Source organism: Thioclava sp. ISO4, from assembly GCF_058105145.1.
The window spans coordinates 1,844,974-1,871,708 of the sequence record NZ_CM176571.1 but is presented as its reverse complement, the minus strand read 5'-3'; the positions used below and the strand labels follow the sequence as shown (position 1 = coordinate 1,871,708).

At 58.0% G+C, this 26,735-nt stretch carries 25 protein-coding genes and 1 riboswitch; of the genes, 9 read left to right on the top strand and 16 right to left on the bottom strand.

What is annotated here, in order from left to right; all coding sequences use genetic code 11:
- Positions 1-3 precede the first annotated feature (3 nt).
- The 6 genes from AC2TZ7_RS09250 to AC2TZ7_RS09225 form a co-directional block, all read right to left on the bottom strand.
- Positions 4-195 (bottom strand): Thivi_2564 family membrane protein, encoded by a 192-nt coding sequence (locus AC2TZ7_RS09250; RefSeq protein ID WP_489864686.1) that lies wholly within the window; start codon positions 193-195, stop codon positions 4-6.
- 1,179 nt (positions 196-1,374) lie between these two features.
- The gene (locus AC2TZ7_RS09245) at positions 1,375-1,710 is read right to left on the bottom strand and encodes a hypothetical protein (RefSeq protein WP_489866690.1); all 336 of its coding nucleotides are present in this window, start codon (positions 1,708-1,710) and stop codon (positions 1,375-1,377) included.
- A gap of 107 nt (positions 1,711-1,817) precedes the next feature.
- A complete protein-coding gene (locus AC2TZ7_RS09240) occupies positions 1,818-2,258 on the bottom strand; it encodes a hypothetical protein (protein ID WP_489866689.1) in 441 nt (146 codons plus the stop codon).
- A 111-nt stretch (positions 2,259-2,369) separates the two neighbouring features.
- Entirely contained in the window at positions 2,370-2,858 is a 489-nt protein-coding gene (locus tag AC2TZ7_RS09235; RefSeq protein WP_489866688.1) for a hypothetical protein, read from the bottom strand.
- Positions 2,859-3,587: 729 nt separating this feature from the next.
- The gene (locus AC2TZ7_RS09230) at positions 3,588-4,319 is read right to left on the bottom strand and encodes a DUF6602 domain-containing protein (RefSeq protein ID WP_489866687.1); all 732 of its coding nucleotides are present in this window, start codon (positions 4,317-4,319) and stop codon (positions 3,588-3,590) included.
- Complete coding sequence (locus AC2TZ7_RS09225; RefSeq protein WP_489866686.1) at positions 4,316-4,975, bottom strand: nucleotidyltransferase family protein; 660 nt, start codon at positions 4,973-4,975, stop codon at positions 4,316-4,318. The genes AC2TZ7_RS09230 and AC2TZ7_RS09225 overlap by 4 nt, the downstream gene beginning before the upstream one ends.
- A 1,072-nt stretch (positions 4,976-6,047) precedes the next feature.
- Between AC2TZ7_RS09225 and AC2TZ7_RS09220 the strand changes: the two genes are divergently transcribed.
- Positions 6,048-6,941 (top strand): 3'-5' exonuclease, encoded by an 894-nt coding sequence (locus AC2TZ7_RS09220; protein WP_489866685.1) that lies wholly within the window; start codon positions 6,048-6,050, stop codon positions 6,939-6,941.
- Here AC2TZ7_RS09220 and AC2TZ7_RS09215 read toward each other — a convergent pair.
- Together AC2TZ7_RS09215 and AC2TZ7_RS09210 are read right to left on the bottom strand one after the other, a co-directional pair.
- Entirely contained in the window at positions 6,938-7,567 is a 630-nt protein-coding gene (locus AC2TZ7_RS09215; protein WP_489866684.1) for an SLATT domain-containing protein, read from the bottom strand. The genes AC2TZ7_RS09220 and AC2TZ7_RS09215 overlap by 4 nt on opposite strands.
- Entirely contained in the window at positions 7,564-9,150 is a 1,587-nt protein-coding gene (locus AC2TZ7_RS09210; protein ID WP_489866683.1) for a reverse transcriptase domain-containing protein, read from the bottom strand. The genes AC2TZ7_RS09215 and AC2TZ7_RS09210 overlap by 4 nt, the downstream gene beginning before the upstream one ends.
- A gap of 569 nt (positions 9,151-9,719) precedes the next feature.
- Here AC2TZ7_RS09210 and AC2TZ7_RS09205 point away from each other — a divergent pair.
- A complete protein-coding gene (locus AC2TZ7_RS09205) occupies positions 9,720-10,466 on the top strand; it encodes a hypothetical protein (protein WP_489866682.1) in 747 nt (248 codons plus the stop codon).
- A gap of 424 nt (positions 10,467-10,890) precedes the next feature.
- On the opposite strand, the gene AC2TZ7_RS09200 is transcribed toward AC2TZ7_RS09205, so the two are convergent.
- Both AC2TZ7_RS09200 and AC2TZ7_RS09195 read right to left on the bottom strand, forming a co-directional pair.
- Positions 10,891-11,028 (bottom strand): hypothetical protein, encoded by a 138-nt coding sequence (locus AC2TZ7_RS09200; protein ID WP_489866681.1) that lies wholly within the window; start codon positions 11,026-11,028, stop codon positions 10,891-10,893.
- A gap of 266 nt (positions 11,029-11,294) precedes the next feature.
- The gene (locus tag AC2TZ7_RS09195) at positions 11,295-12,578 is read right to left on the bottom strand and encodes a DUF4238 domain-containing protein (protein WP_489866680.1); all 1,284 of its coding nucleotides are present in this window, start codon (positions 12,576-12,578) and stop codon (positions 11,295-11,297) included.
- Positions 12,579-12,885: 307 nt separating this feature from the next.
- On the opposite strand from AC2TZ7_RS09195, the gene AC2TZ7_RS09190 reads away from it, so the two are divergent.
- From AC2TZ7_RS09190 to AC2TZ7_RS09180, 3 genes are all read left to right on the top strand, one after another.
- The gene (locus AC2TZ7_RS09190) at positions 12,886-14,175 is read left to right on the top strand and encodes a plasmid recombination protein (RefSeq protein WP_489866679.1); all 1,290 of its coding nucleotides are present in this window, start codon (positions 12,886-12,888) and stop codon (positions 14,173-14,175) included.
- 97 nt (positions 14,176-14,272) lie between these two features.
- Positions 14,273-14,686, top strand: coding sequence for a hypothetical protein (locus AC2TZ7_RS09185; RefSeq protein WP_489866678.1), 414 nt, complete (start codon positions 14,273-14,275; stop codon positions 14,684-14,686).
- Positions 14,687-14,996: 310 nt separating this feature from the next.
- Positions 14,997-16,301 carry a DUF3422 family protein gene (locus tag AC2TZ7_RS09180; protein ID WP_489866801.1) on the top strand — a complete coding sequence of 435 codons (1,305 nt, stop codon included), beginning with the start codon at positions 14,997-14,999 and terminating at the stop codon, positions 16,299-16,301.
- On the opposite strand, the gene ybaK is transcribed toward AC2TZ7_RS09180, so the two are convergent.
- The 4 genes from ybaK to AC2TZ7_RS09160 all read right to left on the bottom strand — a co-directional run bounded on the left by ybaK (position 16,295) and on the right by AC2TZ7_RS09160 (position 21,518).
- Positions 16,295-16,774 (bottom strand): Cys-tRNA(Pro) deacylase, encoded by a 480-nt coding sequence (gene ybaK, locus AC2TZ7_RS09175; protein ID WP_489866677.1) that lies wholly within the window; start codon positions 16,772-16,774, stop codon positions 16,295-16,297. The two genes, AC2TZ7_RS09180 and ybaK, sit on opposite strands and share 7 nt — an antisense overlap.
- 8 nt (positions 16,775-16,782) lie before the next feature.
- Positions 16,783-17,610, bottom strand: a complete 828-nt coding sequence (locus AC2TZ7_RS09170; protein WP_489866676.1) for an aldo/keto reductase — start codon at positions 17,608-17,610, stop codon at positions 16,783-16,785.
- A gap of 131 nt (positions 17,611-17,741) precedes the next feature.
- Entirely contained in the window at positions 17,742-19,286 is a 1,545-nt protein-coding gene (gene betC, locus AC2TZ7_RS09165) for a choline-sulfatase (RefSeq protein ID WP_489866675.1), read from the bottom strand.
- 81 nt (positions 19,287-19,367) lie between these two features.
- Positions 19,368-21,518 (bottom strand): Hint domain-containing protein, encoded by a 2,151-nt coding sequence (locus AC2TZ7_RS09160; protein WP_489866674.1) that lies wholly within the window; start codon positions 21,516-21,518, stop codon positions 19,368-19,370.
- A gap of 677 nt (positions 21,519-22,195) precedes the next feature.
- Here AC2TZ7_RS09160 and AC2TZ7_RS09155 point away from each other — a divergent pair.
- Positions 22,196-23,349 (top strand): IS3 family transposase gene (locus AC2TZ7_RS09155; protein WP_489864349.1). Its coding sequence is split into 2 segments (ribosomal slippage): positions 22,196-22,448 and positions 22,448-23,349, totalling 1,155 coding nucleotides; the frame shifts between segments, so codons are not numbered across the junction.
- 43 nt (positions 23,350-23,392) lie between these two features.
- Here the strand turns inward: AC2TZ7_RS09155 and AC2TZ7_RS09150 are convergent.
- The gene (locus AC2TZ7_RS09150) at positions 23,393-24,274 is read right to left on the bottom strand and encodes a DMT family transporter (protein ID WP_489866673.1); all 882 of its coding nucleotides are present in this window, start codon (positions 24,272-24,274) and stop codon (positions 23,393-23,395) included.
- Positions 24,275-24,358: 84 nt separating this feature from the next.
- A riboswitch (FMN riboswitch) is annotated at positions 24,359-24,518 on the bottom strand.
- A 176-nt stretch (positions 24,519-24,694) separates the two neighbouring features.
- Here AC2TZ7_RS09150 and AC2TZ7_RS09145 point away from each other — a divergent pair.
- Positions 24,695-25,141, top strand: coding sequence for an NUDIX domain-containing protein (locus AC2TZ7_RS09145; protein ID WP_489866672.1), 447 nt, complete (start codon positions 24,695-24,697; stop codon positions 25,139-25,141).
- A 2-nt stretch (positions 25,142-25,143) separates the two neighbouring features.
- Here the strand turns inward: AC2TZ7_RS09145 and AC2TZ7_RS09140 are convergent, their stop codons facing one another.
- On the bottom strand, positions 25,144-25,482 hold the full coding sequence (locus AC2TZ7_RS09140) for a hypothetical protein (RefSeq protein WP_489866851.1): 339 nt from the start codon (positions 25,480-25,482) through the stop codon (positions 25,144-25,146).
- Between AC2TZ7_RS09140 and AC2TZ7_RS09135 the strand changes: the two genes are divergently transcribed.
- A complete protein-coding gene (locus AC2TZ7_RS09135) occupies positions 25,399-25,662 on the top strand; it encodes a GNAT family N-acetyltransferase (protein WP_489866671.1) in 264 nt (87 codons plus the stop codon). The genes AC2TZ7_RS09140 and AC2TZ7_RS09135 overlap by 84 nt on opposite strands.
- Positions 25,663-25,868: 206 nt before the next feature.
- Positions 25,869-26,531 (top strand): DUF2268 domain-containing putative Zn-dependent protease, encoded by a 663-nt coding sequence (locus tag AC2TZ7_RS09130; RefSeq protein ID WP_489866670.1) that lies wholly within the window; start codon positions 25,869-25,871, stop codon positions 26,529-26,531.
- The last annotated feature ends 204 nt before the right edge of the window (positions 26,532-26,735 follow it).

Genomic DNA, 26,735 nt, shown 5'->3' with positions numbered 1-26,735 from the left:
CCCTCAGTCATAGGTTCTCATTGCTCCGAGCCCTTCCAGCAGGCCGAAGCTGCTAGACAGCCAAAGCACGACGACGATCACGACAAACCCGTTCAGGATCGTCTTTATCTTTTGATCCATCGGGATGTAAGTGTTCACTGCCCAGAGGGCGATGCCGACGACGACCAGCGTGATGGCCAGGTTGATGAGTGACATGATAGGTCTCCAGCCAGAAGATCCGAGGTATGGCGCGCAATGCGCTGTCCTGTTTTGGGCTGTGTAAGGACAATGAAACCCGTCGCGACCCAAAGGAGGCGGAACCAAGCGCCTTGCCAACAATATATGCGGAATTCTTCGCTTGGCGCGCTCACATGGATCAGTTTCGGAGGTGGAATGACAGCTCGTCACCGCGAAATCAGGTATTCCGCCTCACCACATGTCGACCGAGACCTCTCAAACTCAACGTGCGATACGATTGCCTATCTCGAAAAGTTTGCCGCTCATCTGATCATTTGGGGCAAAAGATCCTGATCCGGAACAGTGAGCGTTGCGAGATCAGCCGGGCAAGAGCTTCGAACAGCTTCTCGGCTTCCTGGGTGATCACGCGCGGGGCACGATCGATGACACGAAGCGTACCCCCAGAAACAATTGTCGTTGCGAATGGTCGGCAACGAGATAAAGATTGAAGTCCCGTATTGCAGCTGCGTCTGGGGACCGCGGATAATCTCGCTCGCTTCGACATCAGCGACAGAAATGGTCGATCGGCATCTGCGGACCTCCAAACATCTCGTCGATGCGAGTTAGGGTTCGAGCCATTCGCCAATTTTTGTCTAAGTCAGACTTGTTGGTGAGCGAACATGCAGGGGCACTCCGCCATCTGCCGGACGCTCCCAGTCACAGCCGACGCACGAAAATCCCGCCTGCGATGATTCTGCGGATCTGCTCTGCCGCGGCAAGAACCAGACGCGCCTCGCCCTCCGTGAGAAAGCCGCGATCACTCATCGCTAACACCGGCGTTATATCTTTCACAATCAATCCGTTGCGGCCGTGCAAATCGGGTAGAATCCGAACTTCACCTAACTGAAATTGCTGCGCTTGGTAGCCAACGGCAGGTCACCTGCACCGCAGTGATCAGGATCATAGTCAATATCAGCTCAAGGCAGACATCGACGTCTCGGTCAACAGGGCCGCGCGAGTTAAATTCGTCGATAAAGAGCCTATTACAGCTCAAGCACCGCAACGCTGCATGTCCTGAGCGCAGGACAGCTTGGGTTCAAGAAACTTTGGGCGCGCCGGTTCCGGTTGAGTTTGGAGCATATGCGGAAAGGATTTGTTGGCGCGCCCAGGCGGATTACCACCGCCATCTCTTCGACGCCGTTCGGCGTCATATCTTCATCATGCGGCTCGCTGGATGCTGCTCGCGTGCTCCGCACCGAAAGCAACGGCCATGCTATAGGAGGCATTGATTGTGTCCCGCAGTCGACGCATCGCGCTGTCGAGTTCGCGTGCAAATCGTTCTTCGGGTTCAATCCGCGCGAGGTGACGCAGGATCTCCGCGCCCGCCTCCCGGAAGTCCTCGCCGATCACCTCGCCGTTGATCACAAGTCGCTCGCAAAAATCGCGATCCAACTCTGAGCCCCGAAGAGCGTCAGCCGGAAGCGCTTCGAGAGCGTCGATTGCCACGCTTGCCAGCTTGTTCACATCGTCAATCAGGTTCGGTTGTTGAAACATCTGACATCCTTTCAAAGCTGAACTGCGGGCGCTGCGGCCCTCATCGAGGGGCCGCAGCGGTTGCGGTTCAGCCGATCCCGTCAGGATCATTTCTCGCAAATTCGCGATCACGCATCGCAGCGCATCTCGCCGAGCGCATCGAGCGCCTTCTGCGCCCAATATGCTTGCCCCTCGAGCTGCGTGCGGATCCCTCTCAGATCTGTCGCGACGGCTCGCATCGCGAGATGCGGCGGGGACTCTTCGACGGAGAAACGCGGTCCGAGGCGCATGTATCCGTCTTCGAGATAGACCCACTCGAGATCGTCATCGAGCGCGATGAGAGCTCGCGTGATCAGCTTTCGGGTTCGACCGTTGGCTTCCGTCAGGCGGCCAAAGAGCGAGATGTCTTCGAAGCCAGTGAAAAGCATCCAGTCTTCGAGAAGCGGCGCGTTCTCGAGATCTTTCGGGGACGGCTTCGCGGTCGCTCCGTGAACGACGTTTGCGAGCACATTGCGCTCTTTGCGAAGCTCTTCGGCGGTGAGTTCGGTGGGGTGTTTATCGTGGGTCATGTGTGATCTTTCGAAGAAATTGAGGGGGTCAGGAGACGAAGCAGGGCTGCAAGATCCGTCCGCCTCGGTGAGAAGGCGGACGGACGCTGCAGCCCCGATCGGAGGCGCGCTTTAAGGTTGGATGAGAGGTTTCGGGCGGTAGATCGCGACACGCGGCCTCAGCCGCGACCGGACTTCGCGCCGTGCAGTTGCGAGCAGCTTCTCGACCGCCTCGAATTGTTCGCGCTGCGCGGGTCCGATGCGCCCGATACGAGCATTGCGCTCGAACAAGTCGGACCCGGTCGCGATGAAGAGCCGATGCGATGCGCGAAACATCGTGGGACGATAGAGCCCACAGGCAGCCGCCTGGTCGGCATCGGCGATGACGATATCATCTTCGCACAGCAGCCGGCCCTCCGGGCTGACACCGGGCGCGACGATGTTCATGGGAGCATCACCGATAAGCCCGCGTGAGAGGAGCAAGCAAGGACGCGTGCCAGGCGGGATGTCGAACTCGCCATCACGTTTGCGGTCGGAGCCATAAGGGAAGCGCATCAGGAAGATATCGCCGGGTTTGAGCCGTCCACCCGGGAGCAGGCGAAGGTATCGGTCGTGGAGCATGAGTGCCTCGTGTCGTTGATAAGAAAAACGACGCGCGAAACCTCACCAACGAACCCCGATACGCGGCCTCGGGGCTTGGCTTGATTGCGTGCGTCAAAGACGCTGCACGCAAGCAAGACATGCGCCGTGGCCTGCCCTCCCGCGACCCATTGATCGCCCGTCTGCGGGCAGATCACGCGGGTGCCGGGGAGAGCGTCGAGAGGGGTGACATCCCTCTCGACCCGCCGGGGGCGCCGGGAGAGTTCGGAGAGGGTGGCGCGCGCCTCTTCGATCCGTCGGAAGGACGCCGAGAGGGTCCGGGGAGATTGGCGAAAGTCTCCCCCGGTCCGCCGGATGGGCGCCTTAGGGTGCAGGGAAAGTGGCGAACGATCCCTGCCCTGGGGGTTTGGGGGATGTGGAGCTTCCCCCATGCGGCGCGCAGCGGCGCCGGGTCTGGGGCTGTGCCCCAGCGAACGCACGGGACGCGCTATCGGCCGAAGGACGATTGCGCGGCCTGTCTAGTGAGTAGAGGACCCTGCGCACCGGTTGCGTGAAGGCGTTTGGAATTGGGGAGTGCTATGCAGCTGCGGCTGGAGTGGATAGCGAGCGAACGATCCAGTCGTCGGGAAGCTCTAACCGGCGTGGATTATCATCGGGAGCAGACCTCATCGATCACCCTATTCCGGCCGTCTTCACTCAGCACCGAACACTCCGGTCGCAGCCTCCAATTCAGACATTAAGCGGCGGCTCTCAAATATCGAGCCATTTGCTGTAAGCCCTTATGTCCATCATTGGAACAGTGCCAAGAGATTGCAATTGAGCTATCAACTCAAAGAGAAATTTTGTGGTGGCCGACGACGATGTGAAGCGCTCGTGAATCGCAGCTTCATTGTCAAATTTGAAAATGCCGTGCGCTGCCACGCAGCCGAGGTCTAGTCGTTTCAAAACGTCCCGATCAGCATCCAATTTCGCCTGAAGCGCATCGCCCAGCGGCGGATTTTTCCAATCACTCTCCAGCGCAACCAACCCACCGATAATGTGCTTCGGCGGCACCGGCTCAGCAGGACCGTTAGCCGTTGGGATAGGCATACTTGTTCTGCTAAGCGATCGAACCGTCGCCACCTTGTCTCTAGCGTAGTCGATCATCGATGCATTGATTGATTGCTTCGCTTCAAATACGGCATACACGCTTTCAGCTGGAACCACTTTTGCGCCGAGAAAATCGAAAACGAATGGCGAATACTGTCGGTCAAAAACAACAATATCAATTTGATCGCTAAAAACGCCGTCACTATCCACAATATGTGCACTGCACACACGGTATCGCTCCGGAAGGTACTGTCGCAGCAAGCCAATCCATATCGCTTCTGAGGTGTCACCTTTCGTTCCCGGATGATTGAGCGCCTCGCGGGCTACACCCAGCTCAGTATCAATTTTGCGATGCAGGCTGGCGAAGAGTTTAGGAAGTGACCATTCACTCATCTTACAAAGCGCTCCCAACTACCTATCAGAGCTCTCTGCGCAGCAGCGGCAACTGCCTGCTTGCCCGTGATTGATAGCTCATCAGATATCACATTGTTTGTGTTGGCTGGGTCAACGATACGTGTGACAGTCAGGCGATCTGCGAAGTACCTCAATACATCGGCGACGTTTTCAGGTAGTCGCCCGATCGGCCTTCCATGCAGTGCTTCCAGAGTTGCTAATTCAAGGTAGATTGAGGGAAATTCCAAACCCCATTGGTCGCGCCAGAGCTTAACAACTCGGATTTCTTCAGTGCGGCGGCTGCCTCGCACCAGATTGATATGAGTTTTAATATTAGTCTTAGTCCAAGTGTTGGCTTTTTTTCGAAAAAGGCTGTGATCAGTACCATATTGCCCCTGACGTTTACCTGGCACCAAATCAACCTGATTGCCAGCTACATTGATACCAAGAGAAACGTTTTGATCGCGATACTGATAACCATACTGATTGAGGCAATTACCGAGGGAGCTTCGTATCTGTGCCAGTGTCGCAGGCGTACTACTGGACAACGTCAAAAAGAGATCAATATCTGTGCTACTTTGATTAGCCGTACCCTTTGCGAACGATCCGCTGGGCTCGATAGCAAGAAGGTACCCACTACCCCAATGCTTGAGCATCGGCGAAAGCGTAGCAGCTACGGCGCGCACTGGCGAAAACGGGCCAGTGCCCACTTGCTCACGAGCTAAGACACTTCGAAGATAGTTTCCAGGCGACACTACACGAGACCTAGTAATTTTTAAAAGATACCTTCACTACATAACCTACTCTCGACGACAATTCACCTACTGTCGTTCGAGAATTTTGGAAGGACCGGCGCAATACCGTACGGATCACGTAATCCTTTAGGCAATCGGACTGTGAGGATGCGGACATACCAGCAGCGTCGTCGCAAGACCAAGCCTTGCAGAGGCAGTTTAATCGAACGTCTACGTTTGGCTTCTCCGGAGCATTCTTAGTATGTGCTGCTAATGTCCACTCCCCCTCCCTCCAGCAGGAAGACTAGAAACGACCCTCTCCGGACATTCGCCAAGCTGGCTCCGCTTCAGCGCAGCTTCCCCAAACCGGCCATCCGTGGCATCGTGCAGCAAGGTCTGGCACGCCAAGGTCGGCTCCGCGGACCTAGTTGCCATTGCAAGGTAGACGCTATCTCAATTGAATTATGTTCTGTGTATGGACAACGAAAGAAAAAGAACAAGCGAAGACAGATCTGTATCTGAGAGATGCGGCCCCTGCCAACGGGCCGTTTGTGCCGTGGCTGGAAGAAGTTTGTATGAAGGAATACGCAGTTGCTCTTTGGGGCGAGTGGCTGCAATTAGCGACATGTGACAAGATTGATCTTGCCGGAAGTAGCGAACTTGCCGTCCGTCAACAGCGCGGCTCGCAACCGCCTCAAGCCGCGCTTTGCTCAGATAGCTCTACATCGTTCGACGTGATGGCGGTTCACAACGTTCGGAGCTGAGAGCCAAGCGATTTCGACTCCTTTCTCACTAAATAACTACAATGAACTATCCTGGAACGTCGCTGAATTTGCCAAGATCGCGCCAATAGCTGGCATCATCTGCGATAAGTCGTAAGAGGCGGACTGGAGCGCGACTGTAAAGGTTGGCAGGGGTGTTGGAAAACGATAATGCAGGCATATTGCTGTGGGACGTCAAGTCCCTCTAAGCACGCGATCGACGAAAGACGAACATGTCAGATACCAAGCCCATTTTGCCAGAGCTCGAAGCATGCGCGACTAAGCTGGAAGCAAGCGACAGCTATAAGGTTCTTCGGAAAGTTCCCGAACCAAAGAAAGCGAAAATTCGTACAAACGATGAATTGCGCTATGCAATGATCGTCGACACCGAGACGACGGGACTCGATCTTCGCACCGATGAGGTGATCGAGTTTGGTTTTCTTCTGGTGGCTTACAAAGATCACGACCTCAAGTACGTAAAAGACTTCGGGAACGAAATGAGGGAGCCAGATCGCAAAATTCCTGAGCAAATCCAATATTTGACCGGCATCACGCCTGAAATGGTAAAGGGGAAGAGGCTATCTAAGGAGAAGATACTTGGAGCACTTTCTCTCGCCAATATTGTGATCGCACATAACGCAGCCTTTGACAGGCCGATCTGCGAGCGGCTTTTTCCGGAGTTTGGGGACAAGCCTTGGGCCTGCTCATTGACGGAAGTACCGTGGAGAAAGTACGGCTTCGAAAGCGCGAAGCTCAAGTACCTCCTTCTGGAAAATGGCTATTTCTTTGAAGGTCATCGTGCCCTTGATGACTGCGCAGCGCTAGAAACTCTTCTAAACCTTGCATCTCCGAGCGGGAGGTCGTTTTTTGAAGAGCTTATGGAAAGTGCTCGACAGCCCAGCTTTGTCTTTCGTGTCCAAGCGCCTTATGAGTTGCGTCAAAAAATGAGAGATTTTGGTTTTCGTTGGTCGCCATTTGAAGAGACAGCAGGCGGAGAATGGCTAAAGACCGTTAAGTCGGAAGATTTTGAATCTGAAAGAAAGCGCATTGAGAAGATGGAGCGTGAAGGCGCACGGCTTAACTATATCGAACAGGACGCATTCACTCGCTACCGGCTTCGGCCTTAAAGGCAAAGAACGACCCCAATCGTTGAAGCGAAAATAAGAAATAGTATGGCAATCTGGAAGATCATTACGGAAGTGAAGTTGAAAACCTGGAGAGTCTTGGAATGGATCCAAATTCTAACTGCTTGACAGCGGCTCGAGGCATGTTCTTTTTGAAGCTTCCAGAGTTTAAAATCTTGACTGGTATGATTGACGCCCACACCGTGAACGCTTTCTTCATACCGAGCCGCAAGTTTTGAAATAACGGAGTAGTCGGGGTGTGCTTTTGCCAGCTCTCTTTCAGTCTCTCGCAAAATTCCCGTTATCGTGAATGCGTTTTGTAACATTTTTTCTGCGTAAACAGACCTGCCTGCCGCAAAGTCAAATAGTGAGATGACGAGCAGAGATACTGACGCCACAACGGAGATCAGGCTTAGAGCGCGAGTTTGAAGAGACGAGAACATCTCCGGGAAAAGGCTCCCTGCCAATGACCATCCAGCTAAGTACACTGATAGCAGCGCTATAGTGGCTATGCTGAATTTCTCCTTCCTTTGCTCGCTCTCAGCGACGGAGAAGCGAACACCTCTAGTCGTAAGCATTATGCCGACCAAGTGGGTGTAATAGCCGCGTTCATCAATTTCACCAGTCATGAGTAACTGTACCCCACTCCCACTGCATCTACGCCTCCGAGTCCATGTCTCATTAGGCTCTTTCTACTTGCACGCCATGCGCTGAAAAAGCTCGGCGCATTAGTTTCCATTATTGGAGTTTTTCTCTTGTACCAAGAACCGTCAATTAACTGATCTTTTGTCACGGCTTCGTGTAGCTTCTTTGCTGTGGTCGAACGCACCAATCGAGCGCGTTCAGAGATGGCGCGATGGAGTACGTCAATCAACCAACCATCTAGTGCTCGGAATTGCTCTCCAGATTCAACTAGGCTAAAATAAGACACTGCGCCTTGGACGTTTTTAAGACTTATGTCACCATCAAGATAGAGATCTATCGTACTCTGCTTCAAATTTCCATAAATATACTTTCGAAGTTCGTTCATACACGTGACGAGATCCCAATCATAAAAATCGCCCCCAATCCTTTTGGGCGAAACTTTTCTCGCCCTGCGAGGGTGAAGTAATAGATGCATATAAATAATTTTCGCGCATCTCACCTTGATTGCTCTGATCGATTTGTCGCTCACGAACACTTTTCGGGGAGTGAATTTATAGCTGAGGAATGTAAACTCACTTATGTGGCGCATCTCGGAGTCGACTTCCGAGAGGATGCGAATTCCCGTAGACTTTTTCTCATTAATTTCGACGCCGCTTGCCTGCGAAAAACTTCTGTACGCCTCGGCGCATTTTAGAGCATCCTCGTAGTTAAAGTTTACTACGACGCTGTCGTCCGCAAATCGCGCAAACGAACCACTAATCTTACTAAGCTCCATATCTAATGTGTGGGCGGCTAAGTTGGAAACAAACAAAGATATGCTGTTCCCTTGGGGCGTTCCGACTGACCGCTCCTCTATAATTCCATCAATGGAATATTTGTGCTTTAGGATGGAGCGAATTACCTGCCTCTCCATATGCGTGGTCTGAAATGGGCTGCTCTTCTCGAGCAAAGTTTCGATATGCTTATGGTCGATATTGTCGAAGTATTTACTGAAGTCATACTGGCTAATAAATATTTTCTCAGCTCCCAGTATCGAGCGAACCCGCAAAACCGCATCGAGAGGTGTCTTTCCCTCTTGGTACGCAAAGCTACTATCGGAGAATACTTTTGCGTTTCTCCGCCTCAGGTTCTTAATGAAAATAGAGGCAATTACCGCGTCAGGTATACTGAACGCGTCGATATTACGTATGCCACCGTCAGGCTTGGGATATCTATGACGCAAAGCTGGGCGCGGCTCGTAGTCTCCAAGTTGCAGACTGTTCCAAAGGCCCCGAGCGATAAACTTAGAGTGATTGATGCAGTACCTAGGGTCAAAGTGTTTATCAAACTCCCACGATTTTGGCGTGGATATTTTTGGCTTCTTTGCTCTCTTCCCGGTTCGCTTTTTGTAGATGCCTCGGTATCTGTGGGCATAGAATGCGTTCTGAGAGTGCTTACCTAGCCGCTTCCTTGCTTCAGCTATAATCTCGCGCTCAATCAGTCGTAGCATTCTAATCCCGTCTTTTATTGCCAGCGGATAGCGATAGTCAGGGGCCGTTGCGAAGGTGAATGCTGGTTCGCCCAGCATCCGGCATGGTGAAATTGCTAACCGCTGGCTAGTGCTTCTCGCACATGCGTTAATAGATCAATGACTTTCCCGTTCGCCGCAAGCCAAATCTGTGGTACTCGCATCTGGCACCAACTCGAGAGGGGTTAGTGCAACAATTCCATCCATCTCACTGAATGACCTTGAGCGTTGTGAGCGCCTCTCCCAGCTAGCGTGGCTGCGATCACTTTCAGATTGGGCGCTCGTGTTCCAAGCTGGCTCGGTTTTGGGACTTGATGGAGACAGTGCTTTTGGCGCCCGACAGGTTGGTGTTCGCTAGGCCAAGAAGGTGCGCTTCTGCGCACCGCTGACGTTCGTCCTGGACTCAGCGAATGGCGGCTCCCCGCTCTTCCGGCTTGGGCGCAGTGAACGGGCCAAAGCGGTCGTTCAGCCGCCATCAAGCACATTTCCGCTCCCGGCGGAAAGCCGCCATAAGCCCCATGCATGAACGAGGCGCCTGCCGGGCGAAAATGCTGTGATCGCTGCCAATCATCTAAACGGGCTTCCCTCAAAACTGCTACGTTGTGCGCTCTAACAAACAATGGTTTTCTGTGAAGATGGAAGCCCTCAAAAACCTCCTGCAATTGCCCTACCAGACCCTTGCCATCTTGGTTGCGGGCTATCTGTCCTATCGTCTGGCCTACACGGGCCGCGACACGACGCACCGGACACTGGACACACTTGCCATAGCGCTGGTGTTTTCATTTGTGGCACAGGCCGCGTCAGCGGGTCTCTTGATCCTCTACAACTGGAAATATCCGGTCCCATCGGGCGGCGAATTGCCGTTATGGGTGGGCTACGGAGCAAGCGTTGGTGGGATCATTGTTGCTCTATCGGCGGCTGGAGTATGGCGGCGGGCGAGCGTGAGCGCCGTTCCTGAGCTTCTGCGAAGTGCAGGCATATCATCGGCGGATAGAAATACCGCTGCATGGGAAACCGTCATTAGTCGCGAAGACTCCGGCCCCTCTCAAATAACGGTTGCTAAGAAAGACGGCACGACGTTGCAATGTGAGCGGCTGGACGATTTCAAGAAAGCGCCGTTCGGCCCCATGATCCTGGGGCAAGACGGCTCCATTGCAATGTATGTGACCGATTATCGCGCGACTGACTCAGATGAATGGGAAAAAGTGGACCCATCGCATGGCGATTGGGGACCGGAAATCACAATCATTCCGGCGGGCGAAATCTCCGAGGTTCGGATACGGCACGCCCCTTCACTTCTTGGGCGGCGGCGGCGAAGCCGGAGCACTGGGGATGGGTCTGGCGTTGTCGGGGATATAGACGGGTCCGACACCTGACTGCGCTTGAACGCCTGACTGCGCTTCAAATGGCATAGCTTTACCTCTTGGGTGGCGGTGGCGAAGACGGGGTCGCAGGCATAGGGCGGGTGTTCGTCTCCGGGATCGGACGCGACGGCGGCGTTGTAGGACGCGGCGGCGTAGGCGGTGCGGACGGTTTTTTAGTCATTGCATTACCTTTTCGGCTTAGGAGGTGGTGACGATGCCGGCTTGCTGGCAACAGGTTTCTGTGATCTTTCAACGACAACTCTAGCAGTGGACGGCTTAGGGGGCGTGTTGGGCATGCTCTACCTTTTTGGTTTGGGTGGTGGTGGTGTACCCGGTGCAGCAGCACGGGGCTGTTGCGATCCTTGCACCCGAACCTCTCCCCGCTGACGCGGGACAGGTTTGGGCTTTGGCGGTGGCGTAGGTTTCTTTGCCATACTCAGCGCTTCGGTTTAGGCGGCGGTGGTGCGGAAGGTGCGCTTGCCATCGGTTGTTGAGACTTGATCGAAATGCGCGAGTAATCCGGCTTTGCAACCATCCTCTCAATTTGCTCAGTCTTGATTTCTTCTTTGCTCATCTTCGCGCCCCTCTGACTCGGTAGTTTGCCAGAACATAAGAAAAACATGGCTTCGCTTCTAGCATGCACTGACGTGGGGACACCTGACTAGCACAAGATGTTGCGTGTTGCCATGCTGTTGGGAGACTGGAGGCCGCCTAGCGGTGGACGCCACCTTTTCATTTATTGCGCCAAGGGCGCTCGAAATGCAGTCTTTCTATAACGAAGAAATATTTTCGTGCTTTCGGTGCGCGGCCATCGTTCGAGATAGTTTGCCTCACGGAGGTCTAATCTTTCAAGCCTGATGAAGCCCGCTTCAACCGTCGCCGCCGCGCTTTCTCCCCCGGAAGCCTAAGGTACTCTTTATCCCGTTCGCACTCTGACTTGTGATAGTCATTGCCCATTGACCAGCGAACTTCACGGGCGCCGTAATCAAATTTGACTCCTCGATAGCATGGCCCCATTTCAGCCGACCATTCCGCCTTGAATTTCTGCATGGTCTGCCATTCGTGTTCTTCCAGCTTCTTATCCTCATACCCCTCTTGCCAAGGCTTGCGACCGTAAGCGTCCCATCCGTCGCTACCGCCACCTTCAAAGCCGACGAGAGTCGTTCCTCCGCCATGGATATGGCGCGGGTCTGGCATGAATAGATATCCGTCTCCCAGCTTTCGCCAGTGTGTCGAGCGTAGACGCTTCTCAGGAAACAGCCATTCTTTGACCGGAGAAGCGATGTACCGAAAGGCGCTCCGTTTGGTGACGTAATTGATTTCGACAACTTCTTCCTCGGAGAGATGCCGACAGTGCTGAATATCCATCATATTGAAAAGCGCCGCCGGTCGAAAATACTTCGGGTTTGGCCTCAGCTTGAAAGCGTTCTGGAACGGGTCGCGCACCCATGTAAGATTCGTGAGGATGAGAAGCTTATCCGGCGATAGCGGGAAGTATGTGTGAGTTGCGACCATGCGGATATCGGGATCATTGTAGCCCGCGCACCATTTGGACGCCGGGAAGCATTCGCGGTTGTATGCGACCACGGGATGGTCAGAAATAATGAATTTCGTTGGCGATTTGCTGGCATCCGCAATCTGCCAGACAGCTTCGCCCCAGATGTTGCAGAAGATGTTTTGAATCCGCTGCATTTCATGGAGGGTTCTGTTTTTGCTGATACCGCCAAGGATGGATCGAAGCCATCCCAACCCCTTTGGCGTGCGAAGTTTCTGGACACTCATGTATGGCAGAAGCGTATTGAATGCGTCACCTGACTCGGAGTTGAATTCAAAGTCTGCAAAGTGTGCGACTGCGGCGGGAGCGCTGCTATCAAGCTGTCCGAAAAAGAAACGCTCAATGTCGCGGTTTTCGATGCTGCCCCATCTGGTCGTATAGAGGTCGTCTTGCGCGAAACACTTGGCAGGCCCCCAATGCAACTGCGCACGCCGCGTGTAGGAGCGGCCATTGTTTGTCACACGATCCGGGCGCAGATCCAAATACCATTGCTTGTGCTGCCCCACCGGAAGGAAGCGCTTCTGATACCATTCAGGTACGTAGTGGTTGTGCTTGTAGTCCTGCTTCATGGTGCGCCTGTACACGTCGCTGAACGGTTCTAGGTAAGCGGTAAGTACATGATACGTTCTTCCCCCCTTACAGGTCACGTACCCCAACCGCAGCGTACTTCCGCTTTGCCGGCCCTCGATGACTTTCGACCATACCACAGCGAATGGCAGATCCCCGACCTTTATGGCTGAGCCTCCCATCGTCGCTTGAGCATCCCCGACGCTCTCCTATCAAGCACCTCCCGGGTAGATAACGGGGGAAATTCACAGCGATTTCCGCGCAAAATGACATGAACCCACATCGATCTCACAAGCACGGAGATCGACTATGTCATCAGCAACGAAAACCCACTACCCAATCGTCATGCGCATGCAAGGCATGCACCCCCGCAATCTTGCCGGTTACGAGAAGCACCGGATGCGCCGTGGGGGCGACCACGGCCATTGCGAACGCACTCTCATGGCGCAAAACCGGCGCCTCATCGGCTCCGAGAGTTGGGCGCAAGATGCTTGGGACGAGATCCAAGACATGCGCCATGCAAACCATCTCCTCGAATTGGAGCAACTGCGCCGGCGGCGTCGGAAGACGGAGCTTAAGAACGCGCTTTTTCGGGGGCCGCGCGACCCTTGGCGCGCAACCCGACACGGTCCGCTGCGCGAAATCATTCTGACCGTAAATAAGGAATGGTTCGACAAAGACCTCACCGAGTTTTTCGGGGAGAGCGGACCGACGCGAGAAATGCAATTCGAGACGCGGGCCAAGGAGTGGCTCGTGACGAACTTCGGCGATGACTGCGTTCATGCACGCGCCGATCTCGACGAAACAGCATATCATATCCACGCCGTGATCATTCCCCGCGCAGTGACAAAGGATGGTCGGCGTATGCTGCAGCCGGCGGTCCACCCGCTGATCCGCAGTTACGAGAAGGCGCAAGATAGCGTCGGCGCATGGTTCGAGGAGATCGGGCTCCAGCGCGGCGAGCGTCGCAAGCAAGCCCTGCGTGAGGCTCTCAAGCACAACAGGAAAGTCCGCGAAGCGCGCGCGAATGGGGCGGCCGATCCTGGAGCCGAGGTCGCGTTGCCAAACCATCGCGATCACGTCAGTCCAAGAAAATGGCGCGAGCGTCAGGAGATTGAGCTGGCCAGCCGCGACAAGGCGGTGAAGCAGACTGAGGAAACCCTCGCTGCCGAAAAATCGGCGCTTGCAGATCAAGTGCGTACCGTCACCCAGCAGCAACATGACGCACAGTCCGTGCTCGATGTCGCGGCTGCCGTGGCTGAAGGCCGCGTGGATATTGTCCCCGACGCGGACGAGACGGCGCCACAGGCCGCTCAAGCCGAAACACTAACGCCGGTGCTGCGCCTATTCGGGCGTGCGCTCGAGGTCCTGCGACAACGAGCACGCAAAGAAGCACGCGCCGAACTCGATGATGAGTTCACCCAGATCAAGGCGGCGGACGCAGCACTTCTTGAGATCGCGAAAACGCTGCCCGACAAAGCCCGGGAGCGCCTCGCACAAGCGCGCAGATCGCTTTCGTTGCCGCTGAATGCGCTTCGCCGCCGCTTGTCGCGCGCCCACTCGGACGACACCGATCGAGGCCCTACCGAGAAAACGTGAAAAAGTTCGCGAATTCGATTTCCGCGCTCAGCGCGATGAACCCACCTCCTGAACAGCGTCCGAGAAGCCCCGCGACAGGCGCGAGGCGGACGCTGCAATGACCGCCAGAAAAGGATTGGACTACATGGCACAGAAAAACCGGCATCCTGTCATCGACTGGAACCGCATGACCGACCGCCAACGGCAAATGAAAGCGCGGGCGGAAAACCTCACGGCGCAGATCGCTCTTGATCAGCACCGCGAACATGACCGCGCGAATAAAGCCCTTTTCGCAAGCCTCGAGAGCGTCTTGGCACAACTTGCAGGTACGCCCAAAGCAGTCGAGTTCTTCCGCATGTTCAGCGAAACCGCCACGCTCGCCAACGCCAAACGGATCGCAAATCATCCCGACTGCCCGGATCGCGTGCGCGACGAAATCGCGCAGCGGATCGAGAAGGCTGGTGCCGCCCGTAGCCACGAAGGCGTTGCACGCGCTGCGCTCGGGAAGCCGGACAACGCCAGCGAAGGCTAACGGGGCTTAAATCATCCAAGACGAACAGAAAGGGCGCGGTGTATTCCGCGCCCTTTTCTCGTTATCACGGGCCTCATTGGCTGATCAGCAATCGGAACGTACCGGCGCAGTCCGGTACCATTAGCCAGTTAAGCACTGCAGAGGCACTCCGCTAACAACTATCGGTCGGGTTAGGCCCCCTGCCCCGTCGCGGTCCGCGCGGCGCTGTGGCAGATTTGCCCGGTATTCCGATGCATGCCGTCAAACGCTTGATCAGCGGGGAATTTCGCCGCAGCTAGAGGGTAACACCCGCGTGAGCGAGACCTATGAGATGACCGCCGATCCAAAGCCCCACCTGCCCGACCATCCCCAGCGCTATGCGCTTGTGAACGAACTGCACGCCCGCCCCTATCCGAAACTCGGCGTGCCGGGACATGCGGTCTATGTCGCCTTCAAGGAGCCGCGCGATGCCGCCAATCGCGACCGCAGCAAGGATCACGATCACCTCGTCGACCTTCTGACGCGTCATGGCGCGGCGCAGCCGAAGGCGGGGATTACCCATTACGGCGGCAAGATCGGGCGCCACGAGGTGAAATGGGAAAGCCATACCGAATTCACCACCTATCTCGCTTTCGGCAAGGGCGTGTCGTCGCGCGCCTTCGACCCGGCGGAGACCGAAATCTACCCCGATAGCTGGATCGATGCCGCGCCCGGCGGGCGGATCGCCGCGGTGCAGATCCGCATCGAGGAGCTGCCCGAGAACCCCGACGACATATCGCCGCTGCTGGAGCAATGGTTCGTCACCGAGAGCCTCGTCTGCACCTGGGTGCTCGACGGGGCGGCGGTGGTCGCGGGCGATTTCCGGATCGACCCGAACGGGCAGATGCGCTTTGCCGTCTTCGCGCGGCCCGGCACTGGACCCGGGCGGATCGGACGCACGGTGCAGCGGCTTTGCGAGTTGGAGACCTATCGCGCGATGTCGATGCTGGGGCTTGCGCGGGCGCGCGACCTGTCGAAGCGGCTCAATGCGCTCGATCCACGCCTGACCGAGATCGTCGACGGGATGGGCAATGACGCCAATTCCGCCGAAGAGACGCTGCACGACCTGCTGGAAATCTCGGCCGAGTTGGAGAGCCTCGCGGTGCAGCATTCCTTCCGCTTCTCCGCGACCGGCGCCTATGAGGCGATCGTGCGCGAGCGGGTGGAGGCCCTGCGCGAAAGCCGCTTCGAGGGGCGTCAGAAGCTGAGCGAATTCATTGCGCGGCGCTACGACCCGGCGGTGCGCACGGTGAATTCGGCCGAGACGCGGCTCCGCCAGATGGTGACGCGGGCGGCGCGCGCGGGCGAACTGCTACGCACGCGGGTCGATGTGGAACGCTCGGCGCAGAACCAGAAAGTGCTAGAAAGCATGGATCGCCGCTCGGACCTTCAACTGCGCCTGCAGCACACGGTCGAGGGGCTGTCGGTGGTCGCGATCAGCTATTACGCGATCTCGGTCGCGGGCTATCTCGCCTATCCGCTCTCGAAGAAGATCGGGCTAAGCAAAGAGCTGATGATGGCGGGGCTGACGCCGATCGTGATCCTCGCGGTCTGGGTGATGATCCGGCGCATTCGCAAGGGGATGGGCGGTCACTGATCGGCGATGAGGGGCTTTGCCTCGGCCCGCGCGGCTGACAGCGCCGCAGCGGGACGAAGTTCGATCATCAGCCCGCGCTTGCCGCCGTTCAGGATGATCGTCTCGTAGCCAAGCGCGCTCTGCTCGAACGCCACCGGGCTTGCGCGTTTCTGCCCGAAGGGGCTGATGCCGCCGGTGCGAAACCCGGTCAGCTTCTCGGCCTTGGCGGGCTCCATCATCTTCGCGGATTTACCCCTGAAGGCCGCAGCCACCTTCTTCATCGACAGCGTCGCGTCAGACGGGATCACCGCGCAGGCAGGCTTGCCATCCACCTCGACCATCAGGGTCTTGAGAACCCGCGAAGGCTCCACTCCGAGCGCACTGGCCGCATGGAGGCCGATCTTCTCCTGACCGGCCTCATAGGCATATTCGTGCAGTTCGAAGGCGAGCTTGGCGCGGGTCAGCGCCTGTGTCGCCGGGGTGGCATGACCCATCGGCCCTCTCAGAAATCGGCGGTGGCGGGGTCCGGCCCGATGCGGCCTTCTGCAGCGTCGATATCCTTGATCTGCGCCATCTCTCCCTCGGTCAACTCGAAATCGAACACGTCGATATTCTCGCGCATCCGCTCGTGATTGGCGGATTTCGGGATCGTCACGCAGCCCAGCTGCACCTGCCAGCGCAGGATCACCTGCGCCGCCGATTTGCCGTAGCGCGCCGCGATCTCGGTGAGGATCGGGTTCGAGAGCGCCTCGCCCTGCCCCAGCGGCGACCAGCATTCGGTGGTGATGCCGAGCTTCTCATGCACCTCGCGCTGCGCAGCCTGCTGGAAGCGCGGATGCAGCTCGATCTGGTTGATCGCGGGCGCCTCGCCGGCCTCCTCGATCAGCCGCTCGAGATGGTCGGGCAGGAAGTTCGACACCCCGATCGCGCGGATGCGGCCTGCGTCGCGCAGCTCGATCAGGGCTTTCCACGCCTCGACATATTTGTCCTTCGCGGGCATCGGCCAGTGGATCAGGTAGAGGTCGAGATAGTCGAAGCCCAGCTTGCCCATCGTCTCGTCGAAGGCGCGCTTGGTCTCGTCATAGCCCTGCCGGTCGTTCCAGAGCTTCGAGGTCACGAAGATATCTTCGCGCGCCACGCCGCTTTGCGCGATGCCGCGGCCCACGCCCGCCTCGTTGCCGTAAGCGGCGGCGGTGTCGATATGGCGATAGCCCGCGTCGAGGGCGTTTTCGATGATGGCGGGCGTATCGGCATCGTCCATTTTCCAGACGCCGAGGCCGAGCTGCGGGATCTTGATGCCGTCATTGAGGGTGAGGGTCGGAACGCTCATGGTCGATCTCCTGTCTGCCTGTTGGGTTGGACAACAGCTTAGGGCGGCGCGGCGTTCCGGAAAGGCGCTCACGGGGTAGTGAAAGGCGCCAGGGATTGGCCCGAGGCTGGCACGCCCCGGACCGTGCGCCCTTACTCACCGCGCGGGAAGCGTTTGTTTTCTTCCAGCACGTTAAGGTCCATGTGATTGCGCATATAGGCCTCGGAGGCTTTCTTGAGCGGCTGGTAATCCCACGGGTACTGGCCGCCCTGGCTGAGCGCCTCGTAGACGACCCAGCGGCGCGCCTGACTGGCCCGGACGTCCGCGTCGAAACGATCCAGATCCCAGCGCGCGGCGGCTTCGGCCTTCAGCGCGGCATAGGCCTCGGCATGGGCGGGGTCGCCCGCGAGGTTGGTCAACTCATGCGGATCGGCTTCGACGTCGAAAAGCTGATCGGGATCGAGGTTGCACAGGTTCAGCTTGTAGCGCCCTTTGCGCAGGCTCACGAGCGGCGCGTAAGAGGCCTCGGCGGCATATTCCATCGCCACCGCCTCTTTGCGGGGCTCGCGCTTGGCCTGCGGCAGCAGGGTCTGCCCGTCGATCCACGGGGCGATCTCGTCCATCGAGATGCCCGCCAGATCACACAGCGTCGGCGTGACGTCGATCGTCGAGACCGGATCGGAGACTAGCCCCGGCTCCAGCCCCGGCGCCGAGATCATCAGCGGCACGCGCGCCGAGCCCTCGTAGAAGCTCATCTTGAACCACAGCCCCCGCGCGCCCAGCATGTCACCGTGATCGGAGACGAAGAGGATCGTCGCCTCTTGGCGCGTGTCTTCCAGCACCTGCAGCAGCTCGCCGATCTTGTCGTCGAGATAGGACAGGTTCGCGAAATAGGCCCGGCGCGAGCGGCGGATATCCTCGGTGGTGATGGTGAACTCGCGCCAGTCATTGGCATCGAAAATCCGCTTCGAGTGGTTGTCCTGCTCCGCGTAGGGGATGGTGCCGACCTCGGGCTCGAGATGGTCGCAATCCTCGTAGAGATCCCAGTATTTCTTGCGCGCGACGTAGGGGTCGTGCGGATGGGTAAAGCTGACGGTGAGCATCCACGGGCGCGCATCGTTGCCCCGCGCCAGATCGTAGAGCTTCATCTTCGCTTCATGGGCGACGTTGTCGTCATATTCCATCTGGTTGGAAATCTCGGCAACGCCGGCGCCGGTGACGGACCCCATGTTGTGATACCACCAGTCGATCCGCTCGCCGGGTTTGCGGTAATCCGGGGTCCAGCCGAAATCGGCGGGGTAGATATCGGTGGTCAGGCGGTTTTCGAAACCGTGAAGCTGATCGGGGCCCACGAAATGCATCTTGCCCGAGAGGCAGGTCTGGTAGCCCGCGCGGCGCAGGTGGTGGGCATAGGTCGGAATGTCCGAGCGGAACTCGGCCGCGTTGTCATAGACGCCGTTGCGCGAGGGAAGCTGTCCCGACATGAAGGCCGCGCGACCGGGCGCACAGAGCGGCGAGCCGGTATAGGCATTCTCGAACCGCACCGAGCGTTCCGCCAGCTTGCGCAGGTTGGGCGTGTGCAGCCACTCCGCCGGACCGTCGGGAAAGAGCGTCCCGTTGAGCTGATCGACCATCAGGATCAGGATGTTCGGGCGCGGCTTGCTGTCGTCCTTGGCGGCGGTTTCGAGGTCAGGCATTGCGGCGCGCTCCTATTATTGATCCACGGGTCAATAACCCCTGTAGCGATCCGGAGCGGGGAAACGCAAGGGCGCGCCGGGTCAGGCGGCCGCGATGATCCGGGCCTCATGGCGTTTCAGGCTGGGCCGCGCGGCGAGGTAGCTCTCGACTTCGCCGTCCAGTTCCGGAAAGAGCGCGAGCAATTCGGCCCGCTGCGCCTGATCCATCTCGTTCATCGTCGCCTGCCCCGGCTGGAAGCTTTCGGTCCAGAGCCCGTCGGAGAAAACGATCTCGTGATTGTCGAACATCACGTGGATATAGGTGACCGCCTCGGCCTCCTCGTCGATCTCGATCCCCGGCAGCCCGACGAGGTGGCGCGCTGCGGCCAGCACCTCCGGCTCGCCCGCGATCAGCTGCGCGCGCGGCCCGGTCAGCAGGATGCGGTGCTGCGGCGAGACGCGCATCTCGCGCTCGGGCTGGTTCGCGCCCAGCGCACCCGGTGCGATCTTGATCGACCGGAATTCCGGCTTGGCCAGCAGTTCCGCAGCGCTGAGCGCGCGGGTACCGATCCAGCGGATGGGCTGGAAGCCGCTGTCGCGGGTCAGGATGCGGTCGCCGACCTGCAGGCTTTCGACCGCGCGCTCTCCCTTATGCGTCGCGATCAGCGTGCCCGGCGTGAAGCAGGGGATGACCTTTTCGATATTCGAGAAACTGACCGTGCCGACGACCGCGCCATTGCCATCATAGAAATCGATCGTGCCGTTTTCCGGGTTCGCCGCGTCACGATGCACGGCGACATTGTCCCAGCCCCAGTCGCTGAGGTCGATGATGTCGAAATCGTCGCCCGTCTCCGAGCCGTCGATCGTGTCGCCGGGGACGAGGTCGATGAACCTGTCGGCATCCGCGCCACCAACGAGAGTGTCGCCGCCACCGCCCGAGAGCGTGTCATTGCCCGCGCCGCCATAGAGCTGATCACTGCCTGCGTCGCCCTGCAGGACGTCGTTCCCGTCGCCACCGAACAGCGTGTCATTGCCGGTGCCGCCAACGAGGCTGTCATTGCCTGCGTCGCCGTAAAGCGCGTCATTGCCCGACCCGCCCAGAACGGTGTCGTTACCGGTGCCACCGTAGAGGATGTCATCCGCGCCCGCGCCGTCGATATAGTCGTCGCCGCCATTGCCGTAGAAGACGTTGGTGTAGCCGTCCGTCGGGTCCGAGGAGGCGCCGTCGAAGCCGATCAGCGTGTCGTTGCCCGCCGAGCCGTAAATCCCGTCGACGCCGCTGAGCGTGTCGCCCGTCGCATCGCCGCCCGTGGCCCTGCCCGCGCCGAGGTTGATGTCGACCGGGCTCGCGGAGTCCGAATAGTCGACATAATCCATCCCCGTGCCGCCCGAGAGGATATCGCCGCCCGCACCGCCATGCAGCGTGTCGTTGCCCGTGCCGCCGTCGAGCGTATCGGTCCCCGCCCCGCCATCGAGCGAGTCGTTGCCCGCGCCGCCGATCAGCGAGTCGTTGCCCGACCCGCCGTCGATCGAATCGTCGCCCGTGCCGCCATCGACCGTGTCGTTTCCGAGCCCGGCCAGCACGGTATCGTTGCCGCCATAGGCGCGGATGTAGTCGTCATTTCCGCTGCTGCCCGCGAGGCCCGCATCGTTATTGTCCACGCGATCCGAGCCATTCGCGATCGACTCGACGTAGTTCACGTCGATGCGGTCCGCCCCGTCGGTGCCGTCGACGTAGCCATCGTCGAAACCGGTCTGGAGGCGATCCGTCCCGAAGTTGGTCGCCGTATACGTTTCCGCGTGATCCAGCCGAATGGAAACGATCGGGCCATATTCGTAAGCAGCTGTGTCAGCCACGCTTTGCGACGTGGACAGGTTCATTTCGGGTGCAAGGAACATGTGTCCTTGATTGTCCTGCACGATGACAGCGTTCACTTGCTGCGACGTGCCGTCAGCATAAGTCAGTGTGGCGGTGTAGACCGCGATGCCGTCGAATGTGTAGGTTTGAACACCGTCACCAATATCGGTGCTGAACTGATCGTTCGTCGCGTAATTATCTGTATCGAGTGCGCCGGGATCCCCCCCGCGGTCGATCATCGTCGCCGCAGCGATGTTGTTGTGCAGTGGATCGGTAGTCGATCCGAAAACATCGCCTTCAAAGTAGCGCGCGTACTCCGAATCCGCATCTCCCTCGAACGGGTCGAGAGAGAGGTTGCTAGTTCCGAGATATATCCAGTTGAACGTCGTGGCCATGTCGCCGCTGCTTTACCTTGTTACTGTCGGACAGGCCCGCGAGGGACCGGTCTCCGACTTTCGAAGACTGTGCAAAAATATCGGGGCCTATGACGTGGCTGCTCGATTTTTATCGTTACTGATACTCTAACAAGGCCCTCATTTGGCGCGGGTTCGTGATCGTCTCACGGCGCAAATTGGGCGAAATGGGGGCTTTCCGGGCGGAGCGACACGCATAAGGAGAGTCGTGTCAACGCGGCCACGAAGCTGCGGAAATTCCGGCTGTCGGTCACACCATGTCTTTTCGGCAGAACCGAACTCTCACCATTGAATTCATTATGAAATTCCAAATCGAGTCACAGCAACCGCTTTCCAAATTACACAATCTGCTTTCCAGGCTCTCCTTGTTGTGGGGCGTCGGCTCCACGCTTCCGGCGGAAGCAACGAAAAGCCTCGGCTTTTACAAGCCGAGGCGCAGATCGCGTATTCTGGATGTGATCGAGAGAAGTCGTCTATTGTTTAGTCGGAAGCCATCAACGCTCCGACATTGCAAGCTTGGTAGTCTTCCCTAAGAAAGACGTTTTGCCCGACCGTGCATCCTGTATTTCGCTCGTATTGTGAGCTACCCCCTGAAATTCGGACACTGACATAAGCTACGATTTGCAGTCTGCTGATCTTCGACGAGAAGGAGATCAGAGATGTCGAAACGCAAGCAGCACGCGCCCGAGTTCAAGGCAAAGGTCGCGCTGGAAGCCCTGAAGGGTGAAGAGACAGCGGCCGAACTGGCGAGCCGGTTCGGGGTGCATCCGACGATGATCCATCAATGGAAGCGGGCCCTGCTCGAAGGCGCGTCCGGCGTGTTCGAGCGCGGGGGCCGCAAGAAGCCCGAGATCGACGAGGAGCAGGTGAAGGAGCTCCACGCCAAGATCGGGGAGCTGGCGGTGGCCAACTCTTTTTTGGAACGAAAGCTGAAGCCCTGGGGCGGGAAGTGAGGCGCGGCATGATCGAGCCTCACCACCCGGACCTGTCGATCGGCCAGCAGTGCAAGCTGCTGTCGATCGCGCGCTCGTCTTTCTACTACACCCCCAAGGGCGAGACCGAACAGAACCTCGGCCTGATGCGACGGATCGACGAGCAGTTCCTGGAGACCCCGTTCTTCGGCGTCCGGCAAATGACCTGGCATCTGCGTAACGACGGACACTTGGTGAACGAGAAGCGGATACGGCGACTGATGCGCCTGATGGGGCTGATGCCGATTTACCAGAAGCCCAACACCAGCAGGCCCGCAAAGGGCCACAAGACCTATCCCTACCTGCTGCGAGGTCTGCGAGTGGATCGCCCGAACCAAGTCTGGTGCTCGGATATCACCTACCTGCCCATGAGGCGCGGATTTCTATACCTCGTTGCGATCATGGACTGGCACACGCGAAAGGTCTTGGCCTGGCGGATCTCGAACACGCTGGAGGCCGACTTCTGCGTCGAAGCGCTGAACGAAGCCGTCCACAAGTTCGGCCCGCCCGAGATCATGAATACCGATCAAGGGTCTCAGTTCACGTCCTTCGCCTGGACGGACACGCTGCGTCGATCCGGCGTGCGCATATCGATGGATGGGAAAGGCCGCTTCCTGGACAACATCTTCATCGAGAGGCTGTGGCGCACCCTGAAATACGAGTGCGTCTACCTGCACGCTTGGGAGACAGGATCGGAGACGAAGGCGGCCATCCGGAAATGGATGACCTTCTACAACCACCAGCGCCCTCACTCAGCCCTCGGCGGCAAGCCACCGGCGCTGGTGTATTGGCAGAGAAATGATATCAACCAACCCGGTCAGCAGGTGCAACGAGTAGCTTAATTTACGTCAGATCCTGTCCAAGAGATGGGGAGTAGCTCACCCTTCACGCTTCGCCCCGTTCGCACCAGATAAGAAACAGCGAGCCACCAACAATCATCAGCGCGCCGATCCACAATGTCCCCGGCGGAACGAAGCCGAATGCGGCAAAGCCTAATACGACGTTGAGCGGCAGCTTCATATGGTCGAAAGGCTGAAGAAAGCTTGCATCGGCCATGCCGTAGGACGAGACAAGAGCGTATTGCGCCAGCGCGGTCAGTAAGCCGATAGCGATTAGCAGCTCCCCCGCCGGTCCGAAGTTAACCGCCAAGCCGGCTCTCATTGCGAGGACTGCGTTAACCGGTGTGAGGAGGAGGAGCAGATAAACAGTGAGCGTTTCAGGGCTTTCCGTGCGCGTCATGCGCTTGGTGAGCAGGGAGGACGCGGCCCAGAGTGCGGCGCCCCCGACTGGAAATAGCGAGTAGGCGCTAAAGGCATCGGACCATGGGGCAAGGATCACCATTCCTCCCGCGAAACCCACCGTGACCGCGATCCAACGCGGCGCGGTCGGGCGTTCACGCAGAACGACGGCTGCCCCTAAGGTGACAAAAAAGGGCGAGAGCATCACCAGCGCAATAGCCTGCCAGATCGGAACATGGGCCAGGCCTATCGCCCACAGCTGCACCCCACCCGCCGCAAGGGCCACACGCAGGATGTGCTGCCATGGTATGCCGGTTCGCAGCGCTAGCCGACCCTTGGTCGCAAGCCACGGAACGGCAAACAGCAGCGCGAACGCATACTGCCAGAAAGCGACCCGGGAGGGCGGAAGCCCCTCGACCATAACCGCTTGCTGAACAAGGGTGTTGACCACGGCGAACAAGCCACCGGCCAGCACCATGAGGAAGGCCCCTGCGAACGCCGGGGCGGGATATAGGGATCGAAGAGTCATGGCGTCATCCTTTCATCTGCGCTCACGACTCAAGGCAGACAGGACGACGGCACACCGCACCCGCAGGGATGCGCTACGCCTCCTTCCCGTTCTCTTCCATCCGGACTGTCACCGTCGGCTCAGGAGTTGGCCCGAGGCGGGCCGCACCTGATCTGCTGACCCCCGCCAAGGCGAGGCGCTCGCGGGCTTGCGGAAATTTCCGCCTACCGCCGGTGGGGAATTGCGCCCCGCCCTGAGAACGAAGACACAATGGGGCGTCGGGGGGGGATGTGCAAGTTGGATCGGATGAGCTGATGCAATAGCCAGCGCTCTGCCAGCAGACGTGATACGAGGCTCATAGAAAGATTCTGACGATGGCCTATGTCACACCAAAATCCATTCTGCCTTTCAGAACGCACTCAAGAGAGTTTAATTCCTTCTATGACTGCAAGTTCTTACATCTCGACGTTGAGAACAAAGATTGGCGACGACCTTCTCTTGATTCCGAGTGTGGCGGCACTCATTCACGATCGGCACGGACGGCTGCTTCTTCAAAGAAAAGCTGGCCCGGAAGGTTGGAGCCTTCCGGCTGGAGGTATTGAGCCTGGCGAAACTCCGAACGATGCCCTTCGGCGCGAAGTGCTCGAAGAAACTGGCGCGGAAGTCCTCAAGGCTGACCTCGTATCAGTATTGGGAGGTGAAGCATTTCGTTACCGATACCCCAACGGGCATCTGGTGGAATATACGGTGATCGTCTTCAAATGCGTAGTGGCACCGACGGATTCTCCCTGCATTGACTCAGAGACCGAGGAGCTTCGATACTTTTCGGGAGCTGACATGCCAATACTTGCGCTCCCCTATCCCAAGGCGCTCTTGTTTTCGGGGTAACGTCAATCCACTGAGCAGGACGACACGCGGTTGCGGGTGAACGCGGCATCGGCAATCGACAGCAAGAGTGAGGTAACATGATTGAGATAAGGCAAGCGACGGATGCCGATGCCGATGAGGCCGTCAGCACCCTGCGCCGCTCGATCACCGAACTCTGCGTTGCAGATCATCAGAACAATCCGGCCGAGATCGAAGACTGGCTGAGCAATAAGACAGTCGGGACCTGACGGCAGTGGATCGCGCGGGTTGACGCCATCGTGCTGGTGGCCGAGCGAGATGGGAAGGTCACCGGGGTAGGCATGGTCACCCTGAGCGGCAACATCCTCTTGAACTATGTCCATCCGGGCGCACGTTTTAGCGGCGTCAGCAAAGCTGTCCTCTCTGGTCTGGAGGGAGTTTTGCGCTCGCGTGGCATCCAGCGCTGCCGTTTGAAAAGCACTCTTACGGCCCGATCATTCTACGAAAGCTGCGGCTTCCGGTCAGAAGGCAGTGACGCGCTATTGCTCTGGAAATCCCTGTAGCTTCCGGAGTTATAAAGGGTTCGGAGTCGACAACTGGCTGCCGCGAAGCGTGTCCCAACAAGCACGGGGCTGCCTCAGCTGACGTCATCCGAGCACCAGACCGCTTCACGCGAGTAGACTTCGCGTCGCCGCAATCTCTCTCGAGCCCTCTTTGACCTTCCGAAAGATCACAAGTAGCGTTTGCCACCTTCAGGACGAGGAACCACATGAGGCCTTGGTCGATCCACTTCCTCAATGCCCGGGGAGAACTTTCCGAACAGCTCGATTGGCTGCAACAAGAGGTTTGGGCAACAAAGGAGCTTATCGAGGAATCTGCGCCTAGCTTGGCTTTGGACATTGTGGTCCGTGCGTCAGACCATCCTATGCCGCCTTCACTCATCGTGGCGGGGGCAGCACTTGGCCCCGGCAGAATCGAACTGATGATTGATCTACAGAATACCTTGGGAACGCCGGGGCCGACCGAGCATCTTCGGCGGACACTTATTCACGAATTTCATCACGCAATGCGATGGGATGGTCCTGGCTATGGCCGCACACTCGGCGAAGCGCTGGCGAGTGAAGGGCTCGCTCAGCACTTCGTGCATGAAGTGGTTTCATGCCCGCCTGAGCCTTGGGAAACCGTAGTGCCTGATGAGCAATTGCCTGCCCTGGCGCGGAGGGCGGAGCCTGAATTTGATGACCCGGGATACTCTCATCCAGCATGGTTCTTCGGTAACGCAGATTTACCGGTTTGGGCCGGTTATACTCTTGGCCGAGCAATGATTAGCACACATCTGAAGCTTTCCCGGCATGAAACGGCTCTTTCCCTCGCCCTTTGCCCTGCTAGCCTATTCCGGAAGGCGCTATCAGATATAGCTAAGGGAAGCTGATACCGCTGCGTTGAATAGCCGACTGATCCGCTCCCCAGGCTTCTACCGCCCCTAGGCAGAGTTTCTGGTCTTTGTCGCGACCGCGGGACGGTCGGCTAGGGAGGGCACCATGACACTCCCGGCCCACAGGCGACCTTGGCCCCACGTTCCGAATGCTGCGGTGCGGCCCGTCGAAGCAGCCGTTCGCGCATCGCGCAGCATTTT